Raw genomic sequence first — 20070 nt, forward strand, 5'->3', positions numbered from 1 at the left:
TTACTGATAATTGACAATCACCTGATTGCCAATCACCCGCAGCGGCGGGTTCAACCCGCCTTGTGACTGCACGTAATAGACGAAACGCAATTCCGCATTGGCCGGCTCGCCCTGCAGACCGTTGCTGCTGCCGCTGCCGCCGCCCAGCGGAATGCAGCGGTTGACCGTGCAAAGCTGCGCCTGCAGCCCCAATGGTTCAGGCCCCAGCAAACGGTAGCGCCAGCTGACGCGGGTGATGCGCGCATTGGCATCCGGCAACGCGTTCGGCGGCCGCAAACCGGCGGACTCATCGCGCATACCGCCCTGTTCCAACGTCACGCCCGCCCCTTCGGCCACCCAGGAGCCGGACACCGCACCGGCGGTTAACGGCGCCAGCAAACACAACACGAACAGACAGCGTTTCATCAGGCGGCTCCAATGGTCGACGTCATGCGAATCTGGCGATCGTCGTTAATCTCCAGGTTGGACAGCACCACGAGCTGCGGCAGGCTGCGGCGCAGGAAGCGCGCCAGTAAAGGACGCAGCGCATGGTTAACCAACAGCACCGGCGGCGCGCTGAGCATCTCTTGCCGTTGCAGCGCTTGACGCGCCTGTTCCAGCAGGCGGTCGGCCAGCCCCGGCTCCAGACCGCCGCCGCCCTGCAACGCCTGCAGCAACAGGCGCTCCAGCTGGGTATCCAAGCCGATAACCTGAATTTCGCCGTTGCCCGGGAACCACTGCTGCGTGATCGCCCGGCCCAGCGCCACCCGCACCACGGTCGTCAGCTCATAAGGATCGCTTTGCGCCGGGGCATGTTCCGCCAGCGTTTCGACGATGGTGCGCATATCGCGGATAGAAACGCGTTCGGCCAACAGGTTTTGCAGCACTTTGTGCAGCGTCGTCAGCGACACCACGCCCGGCACGAAGTCTTCGGTCAGCTTCGGCATCTCTTGTGAAACACGGTCCAGCAGCTGCTGAGTTTCCTGGCGGCCAAACAGCTCGCTGGCAAACTGGCCGATCAGGTGATTAAGGTGCGTCGCCACTACGGTACTGGCTTCCACCACGGTAAAGCCCTGGATCTGCGCCTGCTCGCGCAAGGCGCTGTCGATCCATACCGCCTCGAGCCCAAAGGCGGGATCGACGGTTTTGTCTCCCGCCAGCTCGCCCACGGCATTGCCGGGGTTGATCGCCAGCCAACGGCCCGGCTGCGCTTCACCGCTGCCGATCTCAACGCCTTTCATCAGGATGCGGTAGCTGGCTGGCGGCAGTTCCAGATTGTCGCGGATGTGTACCACCGGCGGCAAATAGCCCATGTCCTGCGCGAATTTCTTGCGGATCCCGCGGATACGCCCCAGCAGCTCGCCGTTCTGTTGAAAATCGACCATCGGAATCAGCCGGTAGCCCACTTCCATCCCCAGCGGATCTTCCAACTGAACGTCGGCCCAGCTGGCCTCGGCGGCCTGCGGATTCTCCGGCATCGCCGGTTCTTCCACCGTTTTCGGTGCCTGTTGTTCACGGCCACGCAGCCACCAGGCCAGGCCCAGCAAAGCGGCGGTAAACAGCAGGAACACCAGGTTCGGCATGCCCGGCACCAGGCCCAACAGCCCCAGTACCCCGGCGCTCAGCAACATCACGCGCGGATTGTTGAACAGCTGGCCCACCATCTGCTCGCCGACGTCCTGATCGGTCGCGACGCGGGTGACGATGACGCCGGCGGCGGTGGAGATCACCAGCGCTGGGATCTGGGCCACCAGGCCGTCACCGATGGTCAGCAGCGTATAGCTTTCCGCCGCCGCCCCCAGCTCCATGCCATGCTGCACGACACCGACCAACAGGCCGCCGACGACGTTCAGCACCATGATCATCAGGCCGGCAATGGCATCGCCACGTACGAATTTACTGGCACCGTCCATCGAGCCGTAGAAATCGGCCTCCTGGGTCACTTCAGCGCGGCGTTTCTTCGCTTCGTCTTCACCGATCAGCCCGGCGTTCAGGTCGGCGTCGATCGCCATCTGTTTACCCGGCATGCCGTCCAGCACGAAGCGCGCGCCCACTTCGGCGATACGCCCTGCACCTTTGGTAATTACCATAAAGTTGATCAGCACCAGGATGATGAACACCACGATGCCGATGGCGAAGTTGCCCCCCACCAGGAAGTGGCCAAAGGCTTCCACCACGCGCCCGGCGGCGGCGGAACCGGTGTGGCCCTCCAGCAAGATGATGCGCGTCGACGCGACGTTGAGCGACAAACGCAGCAATGTGGAGAACAGCAGAATGGTCGGGAAGGCGGCGAATTCGAGCGTGCGCTGGGTGAACATCGCCACCAGCAGCACCATGATTGACAGCGCGATGTTGAAGGTAAACAGCAGATCGAGGATAAACGCCGGCAGCGGCAGCACCATCATCGACAGGATCAACAGGATCAGCACCGGGCCGGCCAACACCTGCCACTGCGTATCTTTAAAATTGCCCGGCAAACGAAGCAGGGAGGCCAAATTAGCCATCAGAGTCACTCTCTCTTGCAAAATCCAGTGCTTCCGGCACCGGTAAACGTTCAGGTTTTTTCGGGATCAGGCCGCCCTCGCGCCGCCAGCGGCGCAGCTGGTACACCCAGGCCAGCACTTCGGCGACGGCGGCATACAGGGTGGCCGGAATATGTTGTCCAATCTCGCTGTGCCGATACAGCGCACGCGCCAGCGGCGGCGCCTCCAGCATCGGAATGCGGTGCTCCGCACCGAGCTCACGAATGCGCAAGGCGATTTCGCCGGCCCCTTTGGCCAGCACTTTCGGCGCACTCATTTTTTTGTCGTTGTACTGCAACGCGACGGCGTAGTGCGTCGGGTTGGTGACGATCACGTCCGCCTTAGGCACGTCGGCCATCATGCGGCGCCGGGCGATCGCCCGCTGCTGCTGGCGAATACGCCCCTTAACGTGCGGGTCCCCTTCCTGGTCTTTGAATTCGTCGCGAATATCCTGCTTGGTCATCTTCAGCTTCTTGAAGTGGCTCCACAGCTGGTAGAACACGTCGAACGCCACCATCGGCGTCAATCCCAACACCACCAGAAAACCGCAGAACAGGATCATCTGCAGCGCATTGCCCAGCGCATCGAGCGGCTGCTGGGTCATCAGATGCAGCATTGCCGCCCAGTTGTGCCACAGATAAAGACCGGTCACCCAGCCGACCAGCGTCGCTTTCAGGATCCCTTTCAGCAGCTCGGCCAGCACCTGGGTGGAAAAGATGCGCTTCAACCCGGACAACGGGTTCAACCGCTTCAAGTCGAATTTAATCGACTTGCCGCTGAACAGAATGCCCCCCAGCAGCATCGGCGCGGCGAGCGCCACCAGTACCAGCCCCGCCATGATCGGCAACAGCGCCAGCACCGCCTGGCGCAGCAGCATGCCGAGTTGGCGCACCATCTGTTTATCGTTGCTGACCATGCCGTGGTCGAAGTTCAACCCCTGCGTGAGCATCGCCGCCAGCTGTTGCGCCATGTTGCTGCCGGACATCAGGATGATCGCGAGGCCCGAGAGCAGCATCAGTACCGAGGTCAGCTCGCGGGAGCGCGGGATCTGGCCGTCTTCACGCGCCTTCTCCAGCCGGTGGGGCGTGGGGGCCTCGCTTTTTTCCAGATCGCTGTCTTCAGCCACGAAACGCCGTTCCTGTGTCGGGAGGGTAAAGAATGGCGGTCAGCATGCCAAAAAATTGGCGATGTCATTGGCGGAACAACGGGGAAAAAGGCGGGTTATTTAGGGGATGAGACCATCAGGGAGACGTTACAACCAATTTTCCAGCCGCAACCCCTCAACGCACTCAAGTTCGCGTCGATTATTGGTCACCAGGATCAATCCTTCGCTGCGCGCATGCCCGGCGATATGTAGATCGTTTACGCCAATAGGCGTTCCCTGGCGTTCCAGCGCAGCCCGGATATTGCCATAGTGCGATGCCGCTTTGGCGCTGTAATCGAGAATGTCCAATCGGGAGACAAAATCTTCAACGACTCTGGCGTTCACCGCTGGACGAGCGCTTTTCTCCACCCGTGAACCAATTCGCCATAGGTGATCGACGAAATGACCATTTTACCTGCATAGCGATTGAATGCCTCCAGCACTTCCAGCGGCCGGCGCTTGATGACATAGATAACAATGTTGGTGTCCAGCATATGACTGAACATCAAAAATCTTCCCGCTCACCCTGGTGCTGTCCTGCACGTTCATTGAGGAAATCATCGCTCACCTCATTTGCCGCACAGAAGAAACTGTCCCAAGTATTCTCCAGGGGGGCAAGAATGCGCTCTTTGCCCACTACGCGAACGGTCACTTTAGAAACGGTATCAGGGAAACGCACCTCTGCGGGCAAGCGTACAGCCTGTGTCCGATTATTGGTAAAGACAGAACCTAACGTCATGGCGACCTCCTTAAATTGGAGTACAAATTATAACCGCCATGATGTATATAGTAATGCTATATACATTAATCTTTGCGGGACACCGCGCAACTTTCGGGGCGCGCCGTCGCGCGCCCCGAAAAGCCTCAGAAACCGAGGCTGTCGAGCAGATCGTCGACCTGCGCCTGGTTGGCGATGACGCCGACGCCGTTCTGGTCGAGCTGCGGGCCGTTCAGCAGGCTGTCGTTCGGCCGTTTTTCCTTCACCGGCTGCTCCGGCATGTTTTCCATCAGCACCATCAGCAGCTGCTTTTCGATCTCCTGCACCACGTCCATCATGCGCTTGATCACCTGACCGGTCAGATCCTGGAAGTCCTGCGCCATCATGATTTCCAGCAGCTGGGCATTGGTGAAGGCCGTATGGCCCGGCACCTGATCCAGATACTGGCGCGTGTCGTTGACCAGAGAACGCGCATCGTCCAATTCGATGGGATTGGCGAACCACTCGTCCCAGCGCCCTTTCAACGCGTTGGCGCCGGATTCCAGCTCCGCCTGGCGCGGTTGCGCCGCCTCCACGCAGTTCAACGCCCGTTCCGCCGCCTGCGCCGTCATGGTTACGACATAGTCAAGACGGTCGCGCGCATCCGGGATCGCCTCTGCCGCCTGGGCGATCGCCTGATCGAGCCCCAGTTCGCGCATGCTGTCGCGCAGCATTCGGGTCAGTTGGCCGATGCGGGAGATGATCTCTCCCGCGGTCGCTGCATCGCTGGCAGGCATTGGAATGTCTCTCATCGCCCTCTCCTTACATGCCCAATTTTTCAAAAATCTTGTTGAGCTTTTCTTCCAGCGTCGCCGCCGTAAATGGTTTCACTACATAACCGCTGGCGCCGGCCTGCGCCGCCGCGATGATATTTTCTTTCTTGGCTTCCGCCGTCACCATCAGTACCGGCATCGCGGCCAGCGCGCTATCGGCGCGAATGGTCTGTAACAGTTCGAGTCCGTCCATGTTCGGCATGTTCCAATCGGACACCACGAAGTCGAAACCGCCGGCGCGTAGCTTGTTCAGCGCATCCGCGCCATCTTCAGCTTCTTCGACGTTGTTGAAGCCCAGCTCTTTGAGCAAATTTCTGACGATGCGGCGCATGGTGGAAAAGTCGTCCACAACCAGAAATCTGAGGTTCTTGTCTGCCATTGTTACTCCTGAAATAGTTAACCGTTTAATGATGCAAAACCGCAGGCCGCCGCGCGGCGAACCAGGGTCATATCGCCGCCGGGTAAACCCTGCGGACTAAAATCAAATGCGCAATGCCTGGCCGCCGGAAATCTGCGCCAACATGCGCTGGCTCATCCTGTCCAACTCGACCACTTCGCTGACGCCGCCGCTGGCGATCGCCTCGCGCGGCATGCCGAACACCACGCAGCTCGCCTCGTTCTGCGCCAGGGTATAGGCCCCGGCGCGGTGCATCTCCAGCATCCCCGCCGCACCGTCGTTCCCCATGCCGGTGAGGATCACCCCCACCGCATTGCGGCCGGCATATTGCGCCACCGAACGGAACAGCACGTCGACAGACGGACGATGGCGGTTGACCGCCGGGCCGTCATGCAGCTTCACCTGATAGTTGGCGCCGCTGCGCGCCAGCTCCAGGTGGCGGTCCCCCGGTGCGATGTAGGCATGGCCCGGCAGCACGCGCTCGCCGTCCTCCGCTTCTTTCACCGTGATCTGGCACAGTTTGTTCAGCCGTTCGGCGAACGAACGGGTGAAACCGGGCGGCATGTGCTGGGTGATCAGCAGCGCCGGGCTGGTGGCCGGCAGCGGCTGCAGTACCTGGCGGATCGCTTCGGTACCGCCGGTGGAAGCGCCGATGGCGATCAATTTTTCACTGCTCAGCAGCGGCGCGTGGCTGAGGATCGCCGGCGCCGGGCTGTTGGAACGCTGCGGCAGGCGCGCTCTGGCGGCGGTGCGGATCTTCTCGGCAATCAGTTCGCTGTAGGCCAACATGCCCTCACGGATACCGAGCTGCGGTTTGGTGACGAAATCCACCGCGCCCAGCTCCAGCGCGCGCAGCGTGATCTCAGACCCTTTGCCGGTCAGCGAAGAGACCATCACCACCGGCATCGGCCGCAGGCGCATCAGCTTCTCGAGGAAATCCAGCCCGTCCATGCGCGGCATCTCGACGTCCAGCGTCAGCACCTGGGGATTAAATTTTTTGATCAGATCGCGCGCCACCAGCGGATCCGGCGCGGTCGCCACCATTTCCATGTCGGGATGGCCGTTCACGATTTCCGTCATCAGCTGACGCATCAGTGCCGAATCGTCTACGCATAACACTCTGATTTTACTCATTACCTCTCCTTGGTCAGCCCATACACGGTCTGCCCACGCAAGTAGAAATCCCGGCTGATCTGGCTGAAGTTCTCGGAGTGGCCAGCGAACATCAGCCCCCCCGGCTTAAGCAAGGGAACGAAGCGGCGCAGAATGCGCTCCTGCGTCGCCTTATCGAAATAGATCATGACGTTGCGGCAAAAAATGGCGTCGAATTGCCCCGGCAGCGCCCACTCTGGCGCCAGCAGGTTCAACGGCTGGAAGTTCACCCGCGCCGCCAGTTCCGGCCGCACGCGCACCAGCCCCTGATGCGGCCCGGTGCCCCGCAGGAAATAGCGCTGCATTTGGGTCGGCGTCAGGGTGCGCAGATCTTCCTGGCGGTAAACGCCCGCTTCCGCTTTTTCCAGCACCTGCGTGTCGATGTCGCTGGCCCAGACCTGGCAACTGCCGGCCCGCTGGCCCAATGCATCGCTCAGCGTGATGGCGATCGAATACGGCTCTTCACCGGTCGAGGCCGCGGTGCTCCAGACGCTGTAGCCGTTCGGCCGCGAGCGCGCATGCTCCGCCAGGATCGGGAAGTGATGCGCCTCGCGGAAAAAGGCCGTCAGGTTGGTGGTCAACGCGTTGATGAACGCCTGCCACTCCGCGCTGTTCGGATCGCTTTCCAGCAGCGCCAAGTAGTCGCCGAAATCGTGCAATCCCAACAGCCGCAGCCGGCGCACCAGGCGGTTGTAAACCATCTCGCGCTTATGCTCCGCCAGCACGATGCCGGCGCGTTGATAAATCAACTGGCTGATACGGCGAAAATGCACGTCCGACAGCGGCAGACGCTGCACCATTTGCGTCAACATCGACGCTGTATCCCGGTTAGAAGTTGACGGCGCCTGTTTCATGCCGCCTCACCGGAGAAAAACGTGCTGCTTATGCGGTTTAACAATCTTGGGCTTCCTTTACCACGGGTGAAACTGCGTTGCTGCTGTTACCTGGCGCGACGAAGTTATCGTCCGCCAGACGGAATACCGCGACCGCGTCGGCCAGGGTAATGGCCTGCTCTTCCAGCGCGGTGGCGGCAGAAGCGGACTCTTCCACCAACGCGGCGTTCTGCTGGGTGACCTGATCCATCTGGGTCACCGCCTGCGTCACCTGCTCGATGCCGCGGCTCTGTTCATCCGACGCCGATGCGATCTCGCCCATGATGTCGGTCACGCGGGTCACCGAACGCACAATGTCCTGCATGGTGGCGCCGGAGTTTTCCACCAGCACCGAGCCGTGCTTGACGCGGCTGACCGATTCGTCGATCAGCCCCTTGATCTCTTTCGCCGCCTGCGCGCTGCGGCTCGCCAGGTTGCGCACTTCGCCGGCGACCACGGCGAAACCGCGCCCTTGTTCACCGGCGCGCGCCGCTTCCACCGCCGCATTGAGCGCCAGAATGTTGGTCTGGAAGGCGATGCCGTCAATCACGCTGGTGATGGCGCCGATTTTCTGCGAACTGTTGGCGATATCGTGCATGGTGGTGACCACATCGCCGGCCAGCTCGCCGCCCTTGGCCGCGGTGGCCGAGGCGTCACGTGCCAGCTGAGAGGCCTGCCGCGCATTGTCGGCGTTCTGCTTCACCGTCGCGGTCAGCTGTTCCATGCTGGCGGCGGTCTCTTCCAGCGAAGCGGCCTGCTGCTCGGTGCGGGAAGACAGATCGTTATTGCCTTCGGAGATTTCCTGCAGGCCGATCAGAATCGACTCCGCCCCGTCGCGCACCGCGCCGACGGTGCCGATCAGCGACTGCTGCGTGCGTTGCAGGCTGGCGAACAGCATGCTGATTTCATTGCGGCCGTACACCTGAATCGGCGTCGCCAAATCGCCGGCGGCGATGCGTTCAAAGTGGCTGCGGATTTGGTTCAACGGCTGTACCAACATGGTGCGCAACCACCACATGGCGCTGCCGGTCACCACGATCAGCATCAAGACCGCCCCCGCCAGCATCAGACCCGCCAGCGTGAAGGAGAACTGGTTGGCGTCCCTGGCTTCGCTGATGTCGCCGTTGACCAACTGCAGGTACTGCACGAAGTCGGCCTCGAACAGGTCCTGGGTTTTCTGCGTCGGCTGATCCATAAACGCCTGCAGCTCGCCCTTTTCCAGGAAACCGATCAGTTCACGCAGCGCGCCGCGCAGCCGCTCGTAGCTGGCCTTGGTGGTGGCCGTCTGCTGGCTTTGCTGTTCACTGCTGCGTTCAACCGCCATGAACTGATTGAAATAGAGATCGGCCTTCTGCAGCGAACTGCGGGCGCTGCTCATCAGTTCGTTCACCTGCTCCTGCGGCAGCTTCAGCGCCGCGCGGGTGCCTGCGCGGTTCAGCGTATTGCGCGCCTGCAACAGCGACACCCAACTCAGGCTGAGCGAATCGCGCTGCTGGCTGCCGAGGGTGATGATGTCGAGGTTGTGGTTATCGGAGCGAAACGCGGAATACGACAGGCCGCTGCTGGCCAACTGCAGAACGCAGAAGGTCATCAACAACAGGAATAAGCTGGTAGAGATACGGATTCGGTTAAACACTGTGAACCTCCTTGCAGCCGGCCGGCGACCGGCCTACGTAGGGAAAAGGGCCCCTGCGAGAGAGGCCCGATACCGGTCAGAACGTTTCCCAGTTATCCTGCAGATCGCTGGCGTTCATTTTCTTATGATTGATTACCGGTGTTACCGTCGCCTTGCTGGTGACAGGCGCTTTAAACTCTTCCTGGCCTTCCGACCTCAGGCGGAATACCGCCACCGACTGGGTCAGCATGCTGGCCTGTTCTTCCAGCGCCGCCGCCGCCGAGGCGGATTCTTCCACCAACGAGGCGTTCTGCTGGGTGACGCGGTCCATTTCCGCTACCGCCTGTCCAACCTGATCGATACCGCGGCTCTGCTCGTCCGACGCCGAGGCGATTTCGCCCATGATGTCGGTCACGCGGGTGACGGCATTGACGATGTCGCCCATGGTTTCACCGGCGCTTTCGACCAGCACAGAGCCCATATCGACGCGGCTGACCGAATCTTCGATCAGGCCTTTGATCTCTTTCGCCGCCTGCGCGCTGCGCTGCGCCAGGTTACGCACTTCGCCGGCCACCACCGCGAAGCCGCGGCCCTGCTCGCCGGCACGCGCCGCTTCCACCGCGGCGTTCAACGCCAGGATGTTGGTCTGGAAGGCGATACCGTCGATCACGCCGGTGATATCGGCAATTTTCTGCGAGCTGCCGGCGATGTCATGCATGGTCTGCACCACGTTGGCCACAACCTTGCCGCCTTTCTGTGCGGTTTCGGAGGCGCTCAACGCCAGCTGTGAAGCCTGACGGGCGTTTTCGGCGTTCTGTTTCACCGTCGCGGTCAGCTGTTCCATGCTGGCGGCGGTCTCTTCCAGCGACGCGGCCTGCTGCTCGGTGCGGGAGGAGAGATCGTTGTTGCCCGCAGCGATTTCTGACGCGCCGCTGTAGATGGCATCCGCGCCCTGACGTACGCCGCTGACGGTTTCAATCAGTTCGCCTTGCATGTGTTTCAGGCTGGCCGCCAGCACGCCCATTTCGTTGCGGCTGTTGACGACGATCTGCTGAGTCAGGTCGCCGGCGGCGATCTGTTTGATGTGATCGATCATGCGGTTCAGCGGGCGCACCAGGATGTGATGGATACCGGTCCAGACCAGCACGATCACCGCCAGCACCACCACCAGGATCACGATCAGCGTCCAGATGGCCGAGTTATAGGAGCTGTTGCTGCCGTCGACTGCGATCTGGTACAGCTTGCCATTTTGCTCCAGGTAAACGTTGTAGCTCTGCTCAAAGTTGTCCTGGTAGCTCTGCGTAGGCTGATCGAAGAACGCGTTGATTTTGCCTTCGCCCAACAGTTGGATCAGCTCGGAGAGCGCGCCGTACAGCACATCGTACTGATGCTTGAGGCGCTCCGCCGCCTGAGGATCCTGGCGCGGATCCTGAGGGATTTTCTCGTACGCGGCGTAGTGTCTTTCCGCTTCGCCCAGCTCTTCTTTCGCCTTGGCCAGCAGTTCATCAATGGTGGCGCCGCTGCCGATCTTGTTGGTATCCATCATGTAGCGAATACCGGCACGGTTCAGGGAGTTGCGCGCCTGCAGCAGGTCAACGCGGCTTTCACTCAGCTGCAGCTGCTGCTGGCGGATAGTTTGCAGGACGGTAAAGTTTTCCTTATCGCTTTTCAGCGAGGAGAAAAAGAGTCCGCCCGAAATCAACTGCAAGGCGCCAAACAGCACCAACACCAGCAACAGGCTGGTGACCACCTTCATACGATTTAACATGATTTCCCTTGTTGAAGCCCGCGCAGACAGGCTCTGATGACGTTGAATGAGAGAGTTATCGGCGCCGCGCGGCAAAACTTTATGCGGGAAAGTAACTATTTTTAGTAAGGGTTCCGGGCGCGGCTGACGGCATCGCGACAGGTCAGGAAGAGTGATGGGTCAAGGGGGCAGCGCCCTGCCCCCCTGGAGTCTTGAATCAGACGCTTTTCGCCACGCTGTCGACCAGCGACATCTCTTCGCTGCTCAGCAGCTTTTCGATATCCACCAGGATCAGCATGCGCTCGCCCAGCGAACCGAGCCCGGTGAGGTACTCGGTCGCGAGGGTCACCGCAAACTCCGGCGCCGGGCGGATCTGCTCGGCGGTCAATGACAGCACGTCGGAAACGCCGTCGACCACGATGCCCACCACGCGCTGGCCAAAGTTCAGCACGATCACCACGGTGTTCTCATCGTAAGACACGCTTTGCTGGGAGAATTTCACCCGCAGATCGATGATCGGGACGATCACGCCGCGCAGGTTAGTGACCCCCTTGATGAACGCCGGGGTGTTGGCGATGCGGGTCACCTGATCGTAGCCGCGAATTTCCTGCACCTTGAGGATATCGATGCCGTACTCCTCGTTGCCCAGGGTGAAAATCAGAAACTCTTGCCCTACCGTTTCGCCAGCCAATTTGCTGACGGCTGCCAATCCTGCCATATCATTCACCTTTTAAATCAATAAACTCATTATTATGCGGCGGCGTCCGTCAGACGCTTTTCACGGTTCAAGGTTTGCAACGCCGAGACATCGACGATCAAGGCCACGCTGCCGTCGCCCAAAATGGTCGCGGCGGAGATGCCCGGCACTTTGCGGTAGTTGCTTTCCAGATTCTTCACCACCACCTGATGCTGGCCGATCAGCTGATCCACCAGCAACGCATAGCGGCGGCCGGCACTTTGCAGGATGACGACGATGCCCTGCGTAGCGTCGGTTTTGGCGCCTTCCACTTCAAATACCCGATACAGCTCCACCAGCGGCAGGTATTCGCCGCGCACCTGCAGCACGCGTTCGCCGCCGGCCAGCGGGTGCAAGTCTTCCGCCTGAGGCTGCAGCGATTCCATCACCGCGTTCAGCGGCAGGATAAAGACTTCGTCGTTCACTTTGACCGACATGCCGTCAAGGATCGCCAGCGTCAACGGCAGCAGGATGCGGATGGTGGTGCCCTTACCGGCCTGTGAACGGATCTCGACGTGGCCGCCCATCTCCTGAATATTCCGTTTCACCACGTCCATGCCGACGCCACGGCCGGAAACGTCGGTCACCTGCTCGGCGGTAGAGAAGCCCGGAGCAAAGATCAGCATGCCGACCTCTTCGTCGCTCATGCTGTCGCTCACCGCCAGCCCTTGCGACGCGGCCTTGGCGAGAATTTTTTCGCGGTTCAGGCCGGCGCCATCGTCGATGACCTCAATACAGATGTTGCCACCCTGATGTTCGGCCGACAGCACCAGATTGCCCACCGCCGATTTACCGGCGGCGATGCGGGTGGCCGGTTCTTCGATACCGTGATCGAGGCTGTTGCGCACCAGGTGCGTCAACGGATCGATAATCCGTTCGATCAGGCTCTTGTCCAGTTCGGTGGAGCTGCCCTGCAGCGTCAGTTCCACCTGTTTGTTCAGCTTGCCGGCCAAATCGCGCACCAGGCGCGGGTAGCGGCTGAAGACATATTCCATCGGCATCATGCGGATCGACATGACCGACTCTTGAAGATCGCGCGCGTTACGCTCCAGCTGGCTCATGCTGTTCAGCAGATCGCCGTGGTTCACCGGATCCAGCGTGCCGGAGCGTTGCGCCAGCATCGACTGGGTGATCACCAGTTCGCCCACCAGGTTGATCAGCTGATCCACTTTTTCCACCGCCACGCGAATGCTGGTGGATTCGCTCGCCTTGGCGCGCGCTTTTGGCGCTTCCGCCGCTGCGGCGGCCGGTTTAGTGGCGGGCGGCACGGCGCTGGCGACCGGCGCTGGCGCAGGTTCCGGCACGGCGACCGCTTCCGGTAAGCTCGCTTCCACGGCGGCCGGTTCGCTTTGCGTCGGCGTCGAGAAGCTGATTTGTTCCGGTTCCAACACGAAGCACAGCACGGCGCTGATGTCGTCTTCGCTGGCGGAGGTGAGCAACGTCACGTCCAGACTGTGTTCCGTCTGATGCGGATCTTTAACCTCGCCGAGGTTGCCCAGCTCTTCCAACATCAAGGGGATTTCACTGGCTTTTAGCCCGTTCAGGCTGATGCGCATGCCGCCTTCGATCGCCGCCGGCGCGGCTGCGTGCTGAACAACGGGCTGCTGAACGGCCGGTTGAACCGCGGGCGCCTCCTGCTGCTGTTGCGCTTCCAACGCCAGCTGGCGCAGCGCCTGGCAAATGTATTCAAAGCTTTCGGCGTCAGGCTGTTGCGAGGTTTTATAGGCGTCCAGTTGCTCCTGCATAATGTCTTTGGTTTCCAGAAACAGGTTGATAATCTCGGTGCTCAGGCTCATTTCCTGGCGTCTTGCACCGTCCAGCAGGTTCTCCAGCAGGTGGGTAGTTTCCTGCAGCACCGAAAAGCCAAAGGTCGCCGCACCGCCCTTGATCGAGTGTGCCGCGCGGAAGATGGCGTTCAACGGCTCGATATCGGGGGCCAGCGGATCCAGCTCCAGCAGGTGTTGCTCCATGTCGGCCAGCAACTCGTCCGCCTCATCAAAGAAGGTCTGATAAAAATCGCTAATGTCCATGCTCACGGGGTCACCTCTGGCTGTGAGTCGCGGTTAGTCGGTGCGGGCGCAGCCGCCGATTGTTCCGGCGTTTGGCCGGCCGGGGCTATCGCCGGGGATGTCTGCGATTGGGCGGCAGGGTCCATCGCCGGCGGCGTCGCTTGATCGGTCGGCGTTACCGCCTGGGGTTCCGGCGTTTGGCTGGCCGGCGCAGTCGCCGACGGCGCCAGCTGCTTCAGGCTATCCGGCTGGGCGATATCCATCGCGTTGCTTTCGGCATTTTCGTGTTCGATGCCCTCTTGCGTTTGCTTGTTCAGCACCAGCACGGTGATACGACGGTTGATCGCATCATCGGCGCCGTGCTGTTTCAGGCTCATGGTGGCCGCCATGCCCACCACCCGCAGCACCTTGCCTTCCGCCAGGCCGCCGGCAATCAGCTCGCGTCGGGAGGCGTTGGCGCGATCGGCCGACAGTTCCCAGTTGCTGTAGCCGCGCTCGCCGGTGGCGTAAGGGATATCATCGGTGTGGCCGGACAGGCTGATCTTGTTCGGCAGGTCGTTGAGGATCGGCGCTATCGCCCGCAGAATATCGCGCATATAACTCTCGACCTGCGCGCTGCCGGTTTTGAACATCGGCCGGTTCTGGCTATCGATAATCTGAATGCGCAGCCCCTCATCCATCATGTTGATCAACAGATGCGGACGCAGCGCCTTCAGGCGCGGATCGGACTCAATCAACTCATCCAGCTTTTCGCGCAGCTTGTTCAGGCGCAGCTCTTCGGCGCGCGAGTCCGGCGAGTCGACCTGCTTTCTCACCAGGCCATGCTGTTGCGTAGGATCGTCGCCGCCGCCCGGGATTGGGCTGCTTTCGGAACTGCTCTTGTCGCCGCTGGTCAGGGCAACCTTGAGCGGCGTGCGGAAATATTCGGCGATTTGCGTCAGCTCCTGCGGGCTGGCGATCGCCAGCAGCCACATCACCAGGAAGAACGCCATCATCGCCGTCATAAAGTCGGCATAAGCGATCTTCCAGGAGCCGCCGTGATGGGCGGCATGATGCGACTTGCGCTTTCTGACCAGAACGACCGGATGATTCTGTTTCATGCTTCTTCTTCTTCCGTCGCCTGCTGCGCCGGCGCTTTCACGCGGCGCACGTGTTCTTCCAGCTCAACGAAAGAAGGACGTTCGGTGGTATACAGCGTTTTGCGGCCAAACTCGACCGCGATCTGCGGTGCGTATCCGTTCAGGCTCGACAGCAGCGTGACCTTGATGCACTGCATCATCTTGACGTTTTCGGCGCTCTTCTGGCGCAGCAACGTGGCCAGCGGCGAGATGAAGCCGTAGGCCAACAGAATACCGAGGAAAGTGCCGACCATGGCGTTAGCGATGAGCGCGCCCAGTTCCGCGGCCGGCCGATCGGCCGAAGCCAGGGCGTGTACCACCCCCATCACCGCCGCGACGATACCGAACGCAGGCAAGGAGTCACCCACCATCGCCAAACTGCCGGCGGGCACTTCGCTTTCCTGCTCGTAGGTTTCGATCTCTTCGTCCATCAGCGCTTCGATCTCGAACGCATTCATATTGCCGCTCACCATCAGCCGTAAATAGTCGGTAATGAACTCCACCAGGGTGTTATCGGCAAGGATGCGCGGATAATTAGAGAAAATTTCACTTTCTTGCGGATTATCGATATCGAACTCGAGCGACAGCATGCCTTGCTGACGCGATTTGGCCAGCAGGCGGAACAACAGCGCCATCAGATCCATGTACAGATCTTTGTTGTATTTGGAACGGCGCATCAGCCGCGGCAGCGCACGCAGCGTGGCCTTGATCGCCTTGCCGTTGTTGCCGACGATGAAAGCGCCGACACCCGCCCCGCCGATAATCAGAAACTCCGCCGGTTGGTATAACGCACCGAGATGACCGCCCACGATCAGGTAGCCGCCAAACACCGCACCCAATACCACGAGATAACCCAAAATAACTAGCACACGCATTCCTTAAATTAACAATGTGGATGGAAGGTGGGGCAAACGCGCCCTGGCGCGACAGACCAGGCTGCGTGTCTGGGGGCGGCATGCCGCCCCTGCGTATCACACGTCGGTATTCATTGCCGAGAGCCGGCAACGTGGCGGCTCAAATGGCGCGTTTGACCTGCTCGTCCAGCAGTTGAGGAATAATATCGGCCAGTTGCGGCGAAAGTTTACGTCTTTTTACGGCGCGGGATGGGGGTTGGCATAAACTGCAGATGAAACCATTCAGCGGCTGATGCGCATGAGTGATAAATGCGCCGCCGCAGCAGCTGCAGGCGGAGAGCTGCAACATGCCGCTATCGACGAAGCGCACCAGCGTCCAGGCGCGGGTCAGCGCCAGCAACGGCGCCTCGCCGGCCTGCTGCGGGCACTGTTCCAGGTAGAGGCGATAGGCTTTGATCACCGCCTCCACTCCGCTGCACTGCCCGCTTTTCATCAGAAACAGGTAGGCGTTGTAAAACATCGACGAGTGAATATTTTGTTCCCAGGTCATAAACCAGTCGGTTGAGAACGGTAACATTCCTTTTGGCGGCGGGCTGCCGCGTAACTCCTTGTAAAGTTTAATCAAGCGCCCACGGCTGAGCTGAGTTTCACTCTCCAGCATCTGCAGTCGGGCTCCCAGCGAAATCAGCTCCATAGCGAGCTGAATGTCCTTGGCTTCTTGAACGATACTTTTCTCAACCATCATCAGGCTCTTTTCTTCGTCGGGCTAGCGTCTTTACTCGATAGCTCTTGCAGTAAATGGCTTGATAGCAAAATGCCGGTATGGATTTGTTGCAGATCGTCGACGCGCGACTCTTTGGTCAGGCGTTCGATGGTCTGGCTTTCGTTAAAGCGGAAGTGGCAAACCAGCTGGTTGGTCTCGGCCAGTTTGACCATTTGCGGCAAAGTCAGCTGCGCCAGCGCATCGGCCATGGTTTCATCAATACCCAGGCGGAACATCGCGGACGCTTTTTCATCGTTGATCAAACGCTGTGCTAAAAGTAAATATGACAAATTGATGTCATAAATATGCTTAAGTAATTCAGACGTACCCATATTCCCCATCCCGACAGACTATGTTTAAAAACATACGCTGGGTGATAAATTTTATCGCCCGTGACTTGGGTTGTTTCCCAAAGTTGGCAAATTAATCTCTCAAAAACGACTGCTATAATTTTCTACAATCGCTAAATTCGACCACTGTTCAGTATTTGCTACGAGCGTAAACCTACGTGTATGGATGTACAGCATTCTGCTTCGATAGTGTTTAGTCACCATGAAACTATTTTTACAAATTTAATAAGATTATTCCTAAAGCAGCGCAACTCTACCCCCGAACCATTAGCACACACAATGTAAGTGAGAGGCAATTTTAAATACAATGTGACATAGATCACAAAAATAAAAAATAATTAAGCCAAATACCCCCAAATACGCTCACTTATTGACCGCCATTTTGTTCACAAAACAACCATAGGTAAAAAAACGTCTTAAAAACAATGTTTATCCGCCAAAAAATTATCTTTTTTAGATCAATTCGAACAAAAGCATCACCAAACCAAAATAACAGAACAAAAATCTGCATATAGGCAACAAACTCAGTATAAATAACCATTTGAGTTACTAAAAAATATCCAAGCTGAAAAATAACCAGTGTAAACTATAAGGTTATTAGCTATCGGATTTGACTTAAGCCCCCAGCCTGAGGCTGTTTTAATTTTCAACATCAGGTGATTATGGCTTATCAATGATTCGCGGGCGTAGTGAACAAGCTCACAGACGTAACGATATGTTTCCGTATTAGCACGATGCAAGAATACTTTTTTTGCGTTAAATTCCGCCAAAACGATATATCGGCAGCTCGCCATAAAACTTTAATGCTTTTTATTTCTTTTTTGTCGTCGTGATAATTTCCCCTCATCCCCAGATGATTATTTACATGGCTTACGATTTCATTCCCTTATGGTCATAAAATAAAACGCAGTTTTGTTTTACTCTTCATATTTCTCCATCGAGAAAAACGGCGTTTTAACGTCAGCGGCGGCGAAAAACTCCGCCCAATGCCGCGGCCGGGTGAAAAAATCACTGCAGAATGAGGCCTGGCACGGCGGCGCGTGCTTGTGCACAGCAGCGACGACGACGCGTCTGCCGTCAGCCGCCCTGAGACTTTCCCTATTTCTCCATTTATCAGCAGGATGAGATTGCTGACGGCGCACGGGCATATTATGATTTATCAAAGCGCCGCTACGGGCGGCGTTACATCATTACCCAGTGCAATTTATCTACTTGAAATGATTTTTGTCAGGTCGTACATCGCTACCTCGACGGCGTCGCCGTGAGCCGCCGATGTGTTATTCACCCGGCTTTAACTATTAACAGGCTATATTTTAATCATGACCGATACGCTCGAATATCTGCTGACATTCCGTAAATGCTCCTCTTTGGACAGCCTGGAGAAGGTGTACGACAAACTGAACTACTCCATTGAAAATGATACAGAAATGAGCAACATGTACCGCGCTGCCGACCACCGTCGCGCTGAGCTGGTTGCCGGTAAACTGTTCGATCTGGGCAAGGTGCCGAAAACGCTGTGGACGCAGGTGCTTTAATTCAGTGAAATTACGTGCGGCAACGGTTTTATCTTTTATTGCTATATAACCGGTGCAAATTCAGCTTTTATTGCCGCGCGTGATGCGAAACACATTTATTCCACCCGCCAGGTTCTACCCTTTATCCGACGCAAGACTTCCACCAAGGCCACCGATGCGGCAGCCTGAAACACGATGGATACAACAAGGAGTAGGATATGGGGTATCAAAACGTTCTGGTCACCGTTGCCGTTGCCCCTGACAGCCACCGTCTGGTGGAAAAGGCCGTCTCCATCGTCCGCCCTTACAGCGGCAGCATCACCTTGCTGAGCACGCTCGCCAACCCGGAAATGTACAATAATTTCGCCGGGCCAATGCTGGGCGATTTACGCACGTTGATGGAGGAGGAAACCCGGCTGTTTATGGAGGAACTGCGTCAACGCGCCGGTTACCCGATCGCCGATACGTTGATCGTGCACGGCGAGCTGGGTGATAGCCTGGAATACGCCAGCCGCCGTCAGCCGTTCGACCTGCTGCTCTGCGGCAACCATCGCGACGGCATGATGAATAAGGTCTCCTGTTCCGCCGCCCGCTTTATCAATATCAGCCATATCGACGTGCTGATCGTTCCGCTCTAAGGCTAAGCACATTCGGTAACGTTGCCTTGCCGCCCCTGGACTAGGCTTAACGAATCTTGTTTGTCGCAACGCAAAGGAGCTTTCGATGTCCCCTTCTCAACAGAACCGCCGCTTCCTGCTGGCTTCGCGTCCGCACGGCGAACCGACGGCGGCCAACTTCCGTCTCGATACCGTCCCCACACCGCAGCCCGCCGCCGGGCAGCTGGTGCTGCGCACTGTTTATCTGTCGCTGGATCCTTATATGCGCGGGCGCATGAGCGATGCCCCCTCCTACGCGCCGCCGGTGGAGATCGGTCAGGTCATGGTGGGCGGTACGGTATCGCGCGTGGCGGCTTCACAGCATCCCGATTTCAACGTCGGCGATTGGGTGTTGGGTTATGACGGCTGGCAGGATTACGCCCTGTCTGACGGCAGCGGCCTGCGCAACCTAGGCCCGCACCTGCCGCATCCTTCCCGCCTGCTGGGCGTGCTGGGCATGCCGGGATTTACCGCTTACATGGGGTTGCTCGACATCGGCCAACCGCAGGCAGGTGAAACGCTGGTGGTCGCCGCCGCCAGCGGTGCGGTCGGTTCGGTGGTCGGCCAAATCGGGAAGCTGAAAGGCTGCCGCGTCGTCGGCGTCGCCGGCGGTGCGGAAAAATGCCGCTATGTGGTGGAAGAGTTGGGTTTCGACGCCTGTCTCGATCACCGCGCCCCTGACTTTGCCGAACAGCTGGCGGCCGCCTGCCCAAAAGGCATCGACATCTATTACGAAAACGTCGGTGGGGCGGTGTTCGACGCCGTGCTGCCGCTGTTGAACACCAAAGCACGCATTCCGGTGTGCGGCATCATCGCCCATTACAATGCCACCGGATTACCTGCGGGGCCGGACCGCTTGCCCCTGCTGGAAGGGCTGATCCTGCGCAAACGCATCCGCATGCAGGGCTTTATCATCTTCGACGACTACGGCTCACGCTTTGACGAATTCTTGCAACAAATGAGCAGTTGGGTCGAACAGGGGAAAATCAAGTTCCGCGAGGACATCGTTGATGGGCTGGAGCAGGCGCCGCAGGCGTTTATCGGCCTGCTGCAGGGCAAAAACTTCGGCAAACTGGTGATCCGCGTCGCCGACGAATAACCCGTAGCAGGGC

At 58.9% G+C, this 20070-nt stretch carries 19 protein-coding genes and 1 pseudogene; 3 read left to right on the plus strand and 17 right to left on the minus strand.

Annotated features, from left to right (window positions below; all coding sequences use genetic code 11):
- The 17 genes and pseudogenes from ACJ8IL_RS03095 to flhD form a co-directional block, all read right to left on the minus strand.
- Positions 1-405, minus strand: coding sequence for a flagellar protein FlhE (locus ACJ8IL_RS03095; protein WP_038876830.1), 405 nt, complete (start codon positions 403-405; stop codon positions 1-3).
- On the minus strand, positions 405-2483 hold the full coding sequence (flhA, locus tag ACJ8IL_RS03100; protein WP_025303268.1) for a flagellar biosynthesis protein FlhA: 2079 nt from the start codon (positions 2481-2483) through the stop codon (positions 405-407). Before flhA ends, ACJ8IL_RS03095 begins: the two co-directional genes overlap by 1 nt.
- Entirely contained in the window at positions 2476-3627 is a 1152-nt protein-coding gene (gene flhB, locus ACJ8IL_RS03105) for a flagellar biosynthesis protein FlhB (protein WP_043138644.1), read from the minus strand. Before flhB ends, flhA begins: the two co-directional genes overlap by 8 nt.
- A gap of 126 nt (positions 3628-3753) precedes the next feature.
- Positions 3754-4151, minus strand: a pseudogene (gene vapC / locus ACJ8IL_RS03110) (type II toxin-antitoxin system tRNA(fMet)-specific endonuclease VapC).
- Complete coding sequence (gene vapB / locus ACJ8IL_RS03115) at positions 4151-4384, minus strand: type II toxin-antitoxin system VapB family antitoxin (protein ID WP_089195989.1); 234 nt, start codon at positions 4382-4384, stop codon at positions 4151-4153. Before vapB ends, vapC begins: the two are co-directional and overlap by 1 nt.
- Positions 4385-4509: 125 nt before the next feature.
- A complete protein-coding gene (gene cheZ / locus ACJ8IL_RS03120; RefSeq protein WP_004934858.1) occupies positions 4510-5154 on the minus strand; it encodes a protein phosphatase CheZ in 645 nt (214 codons plus the stop codon).
- A gap of 10 nt (positions 5155-5164) precedes the next feature.
- The gene (gene cheY, locus ACJ8IL_RS03125) at positions 5165-5554 is read right to left on the minus strand and encodes a chemotaxis response regulator CheY (RefSeq protein WP_004934862.1); all 390 of its coding nucleotides are present in this window, start codon (positions 5552-5554) and stop codon (positions 5165-5167) included.
- Positions 5555-5656: 102 nt separating this feature from the next.
- Positions 5657-6706, minus strand: a complete 1050-nt coding sequence (locus ACJ8IL_RS03130) for a protein-glutamate methylesterase/protein-glutamine glutaminase (RefSeq protein WP_025303269.1) — start codon at positions 6704-6706, stop codon at positions 5657-5659.
- Positions 6706-7578 (minus strand): protein-glutamate O-methyltransferase CheR, encoded by an 873-nt coding sequence (cheR, locus tag ACJ8IL_RS03135; protein WP_025159837.1) that lies wholly within the window; start codon positions 7576-7578, stop codon positions 6706-6708. The genes ACJ8IL_RS03130 and cheR overlap by 1 nt, the downstream gene beginning before the upstream one ends.
- Before the next feature lie 37 nt (positions 7579-7615).
- Positions 7616-9232, minus strand: coding sequence for a methyl-accepting chemotaxis protein (locus ACJ8IL_RS03140; protein ID WP_038629515.1), 1617 nt, complete (start codon positions 9230-9232; stop codon positions 7616-7618).
- A gap of 76 nt (positions 9233-9308) precedes the next feature.
- Complete coding sequence (gene tsr / locus ACJ8IL_RS03145; protein WP_049209060.1) at positions 9309-10979, minus strand: methyl-accepting chemotaxis protein; 1671 nt, start codon at positions 10977-10979, stop codon at positions 9309-9311.
- A gap of 196 nt (positions 10980-11175) precedes the next feature.
- A complete protein-coding gene (gene cheW, locus ACJ8IL_RS03150) occupies positions 11176-11676 on the minus strand; it encodes a chemotaxis protein CheW (protein ID WP_025303271.1) in 501 nt (166 codons plus the stop codon).
- A 32-nt stretch (positions 11677-11708) separates the two neighbouring features.
- The gene (gene cheA / locus ACJ8IL_RS03155) at positions 11709-13730 is read right to left on the minus strand and encodes a chemotaxis protein CheA (RefSeq protein WP_049206033.1); all 2022 of its coding nucleotides are present in this window, start codon (positions 13728-13730) and stop codon (positions 11709-11711) included.
- Positions 13727-14803, minus strand: coding sequence for a flagellar motor protein MotB (gene motB / locus ACJ8IL_RS03160; RefSeq protein WP_043138656.1), 1077 nt, complete (start codon positions 14801-14803; stop codon positions 13727-13729). The genes cheA and motB overlap by 4 nt, the downstream gene beginning before the upstream one ends.
- On the minus strand, positions 14800-15690 hold the full coding sequence (gene motA / locus ACJ8IL_RS03165) for a flagellar motor stator protein MotA (RefSeq protein ID WP_015378266.1): 891 nt from the start codon (positions 15688-15690) through the stop codon (positions 14800-14802). The genes motB and motA overlap by 4 nt, the downstream gene beginning before the upstream one ends.
- A gap of 145 nt (positions 15691-15835) precedes the next feature.
- A complete protein-coding gene (gene flhC / locus ACJ8IL_RS03170; protein ID WP_016927281.1) occupies positions 15836-16420 on the minus strand; it encodes a flagellar transcriptional regulator FlhC in 585 nt (194 codons plus the stop codon).
- Positions 16420-16770 (minus strand): flagellar transcriptional regulator FlhD, encoded by a 351-nt coding sequence (gene flhD / locus ACJ8IL_RS03175; RefSeq protein WP_004934891.1) that lies wholly within the window; start codon positions 16768-16770, stop codon positions 16420-16422. Before flhD ends, flhC begins: the two co-directional genes overlap by 1 nt.
- Before the next feature lie 1337 nt (positions 16771-18107).
- On the opposite strand from flhD, the gene ydgT reads away from it, so the two are divergent.
- The 3 genes from ydgT to ACJ8IL_RS03190 all read left to right on the plus strand — a co-directional run bounded on the left by ydgT (position 18108) and on the right by ACJ8IL_RS03190 (position 20057).
- A complete protein-coding gene (gene ydgT / locus ACJ8IL_RS03180) occupies positions 18108-18323 on the plus strand; it encodes a transcription modulator YdgT (RefSeq protein WP_025303274.1) in 216 nt (71 codons plus the stop codon).
- A 197-nt stretch (positions 18324-18520) separates the two neighbouring features.
- On the plus strand, positions 18521-18940 hold the full coding sequence (gene uspC, locus ACJ8IL_RS03185) for a universal stress protein UspC (RefSeq protein WP_025303275.1): 420 nt from the start codon (positions 18521-18523) through the stop codon (positions 18938-18940).
- Positions 18941-19025: 85 nt separating this feature from the next.
- Positions 19026-20057 (plus strand): NADP-dependent oxidoreductase, encoded by a 1032-nt coding sequence (locus ACJ8IL_RS03190; protein WP_261126076.1) that lies wholly within the window; start codon positions 19026-19028, stop codon positions 20055-20057.
- Positions 20058-20070 lie beyond the last annotated feature (13 nt).

Origin of the sequence: Serratia sp. CY47444, assembly GCF_052168635.1 — a bacterium.
In the GTDB taxonomy this organism is placed as follows: Bacteria; Pseudomonadota; Gammaproteobacteria; order Enterobacterales; family Enterobacteriaceae; genus Serratia; species Serratia bockelmannii.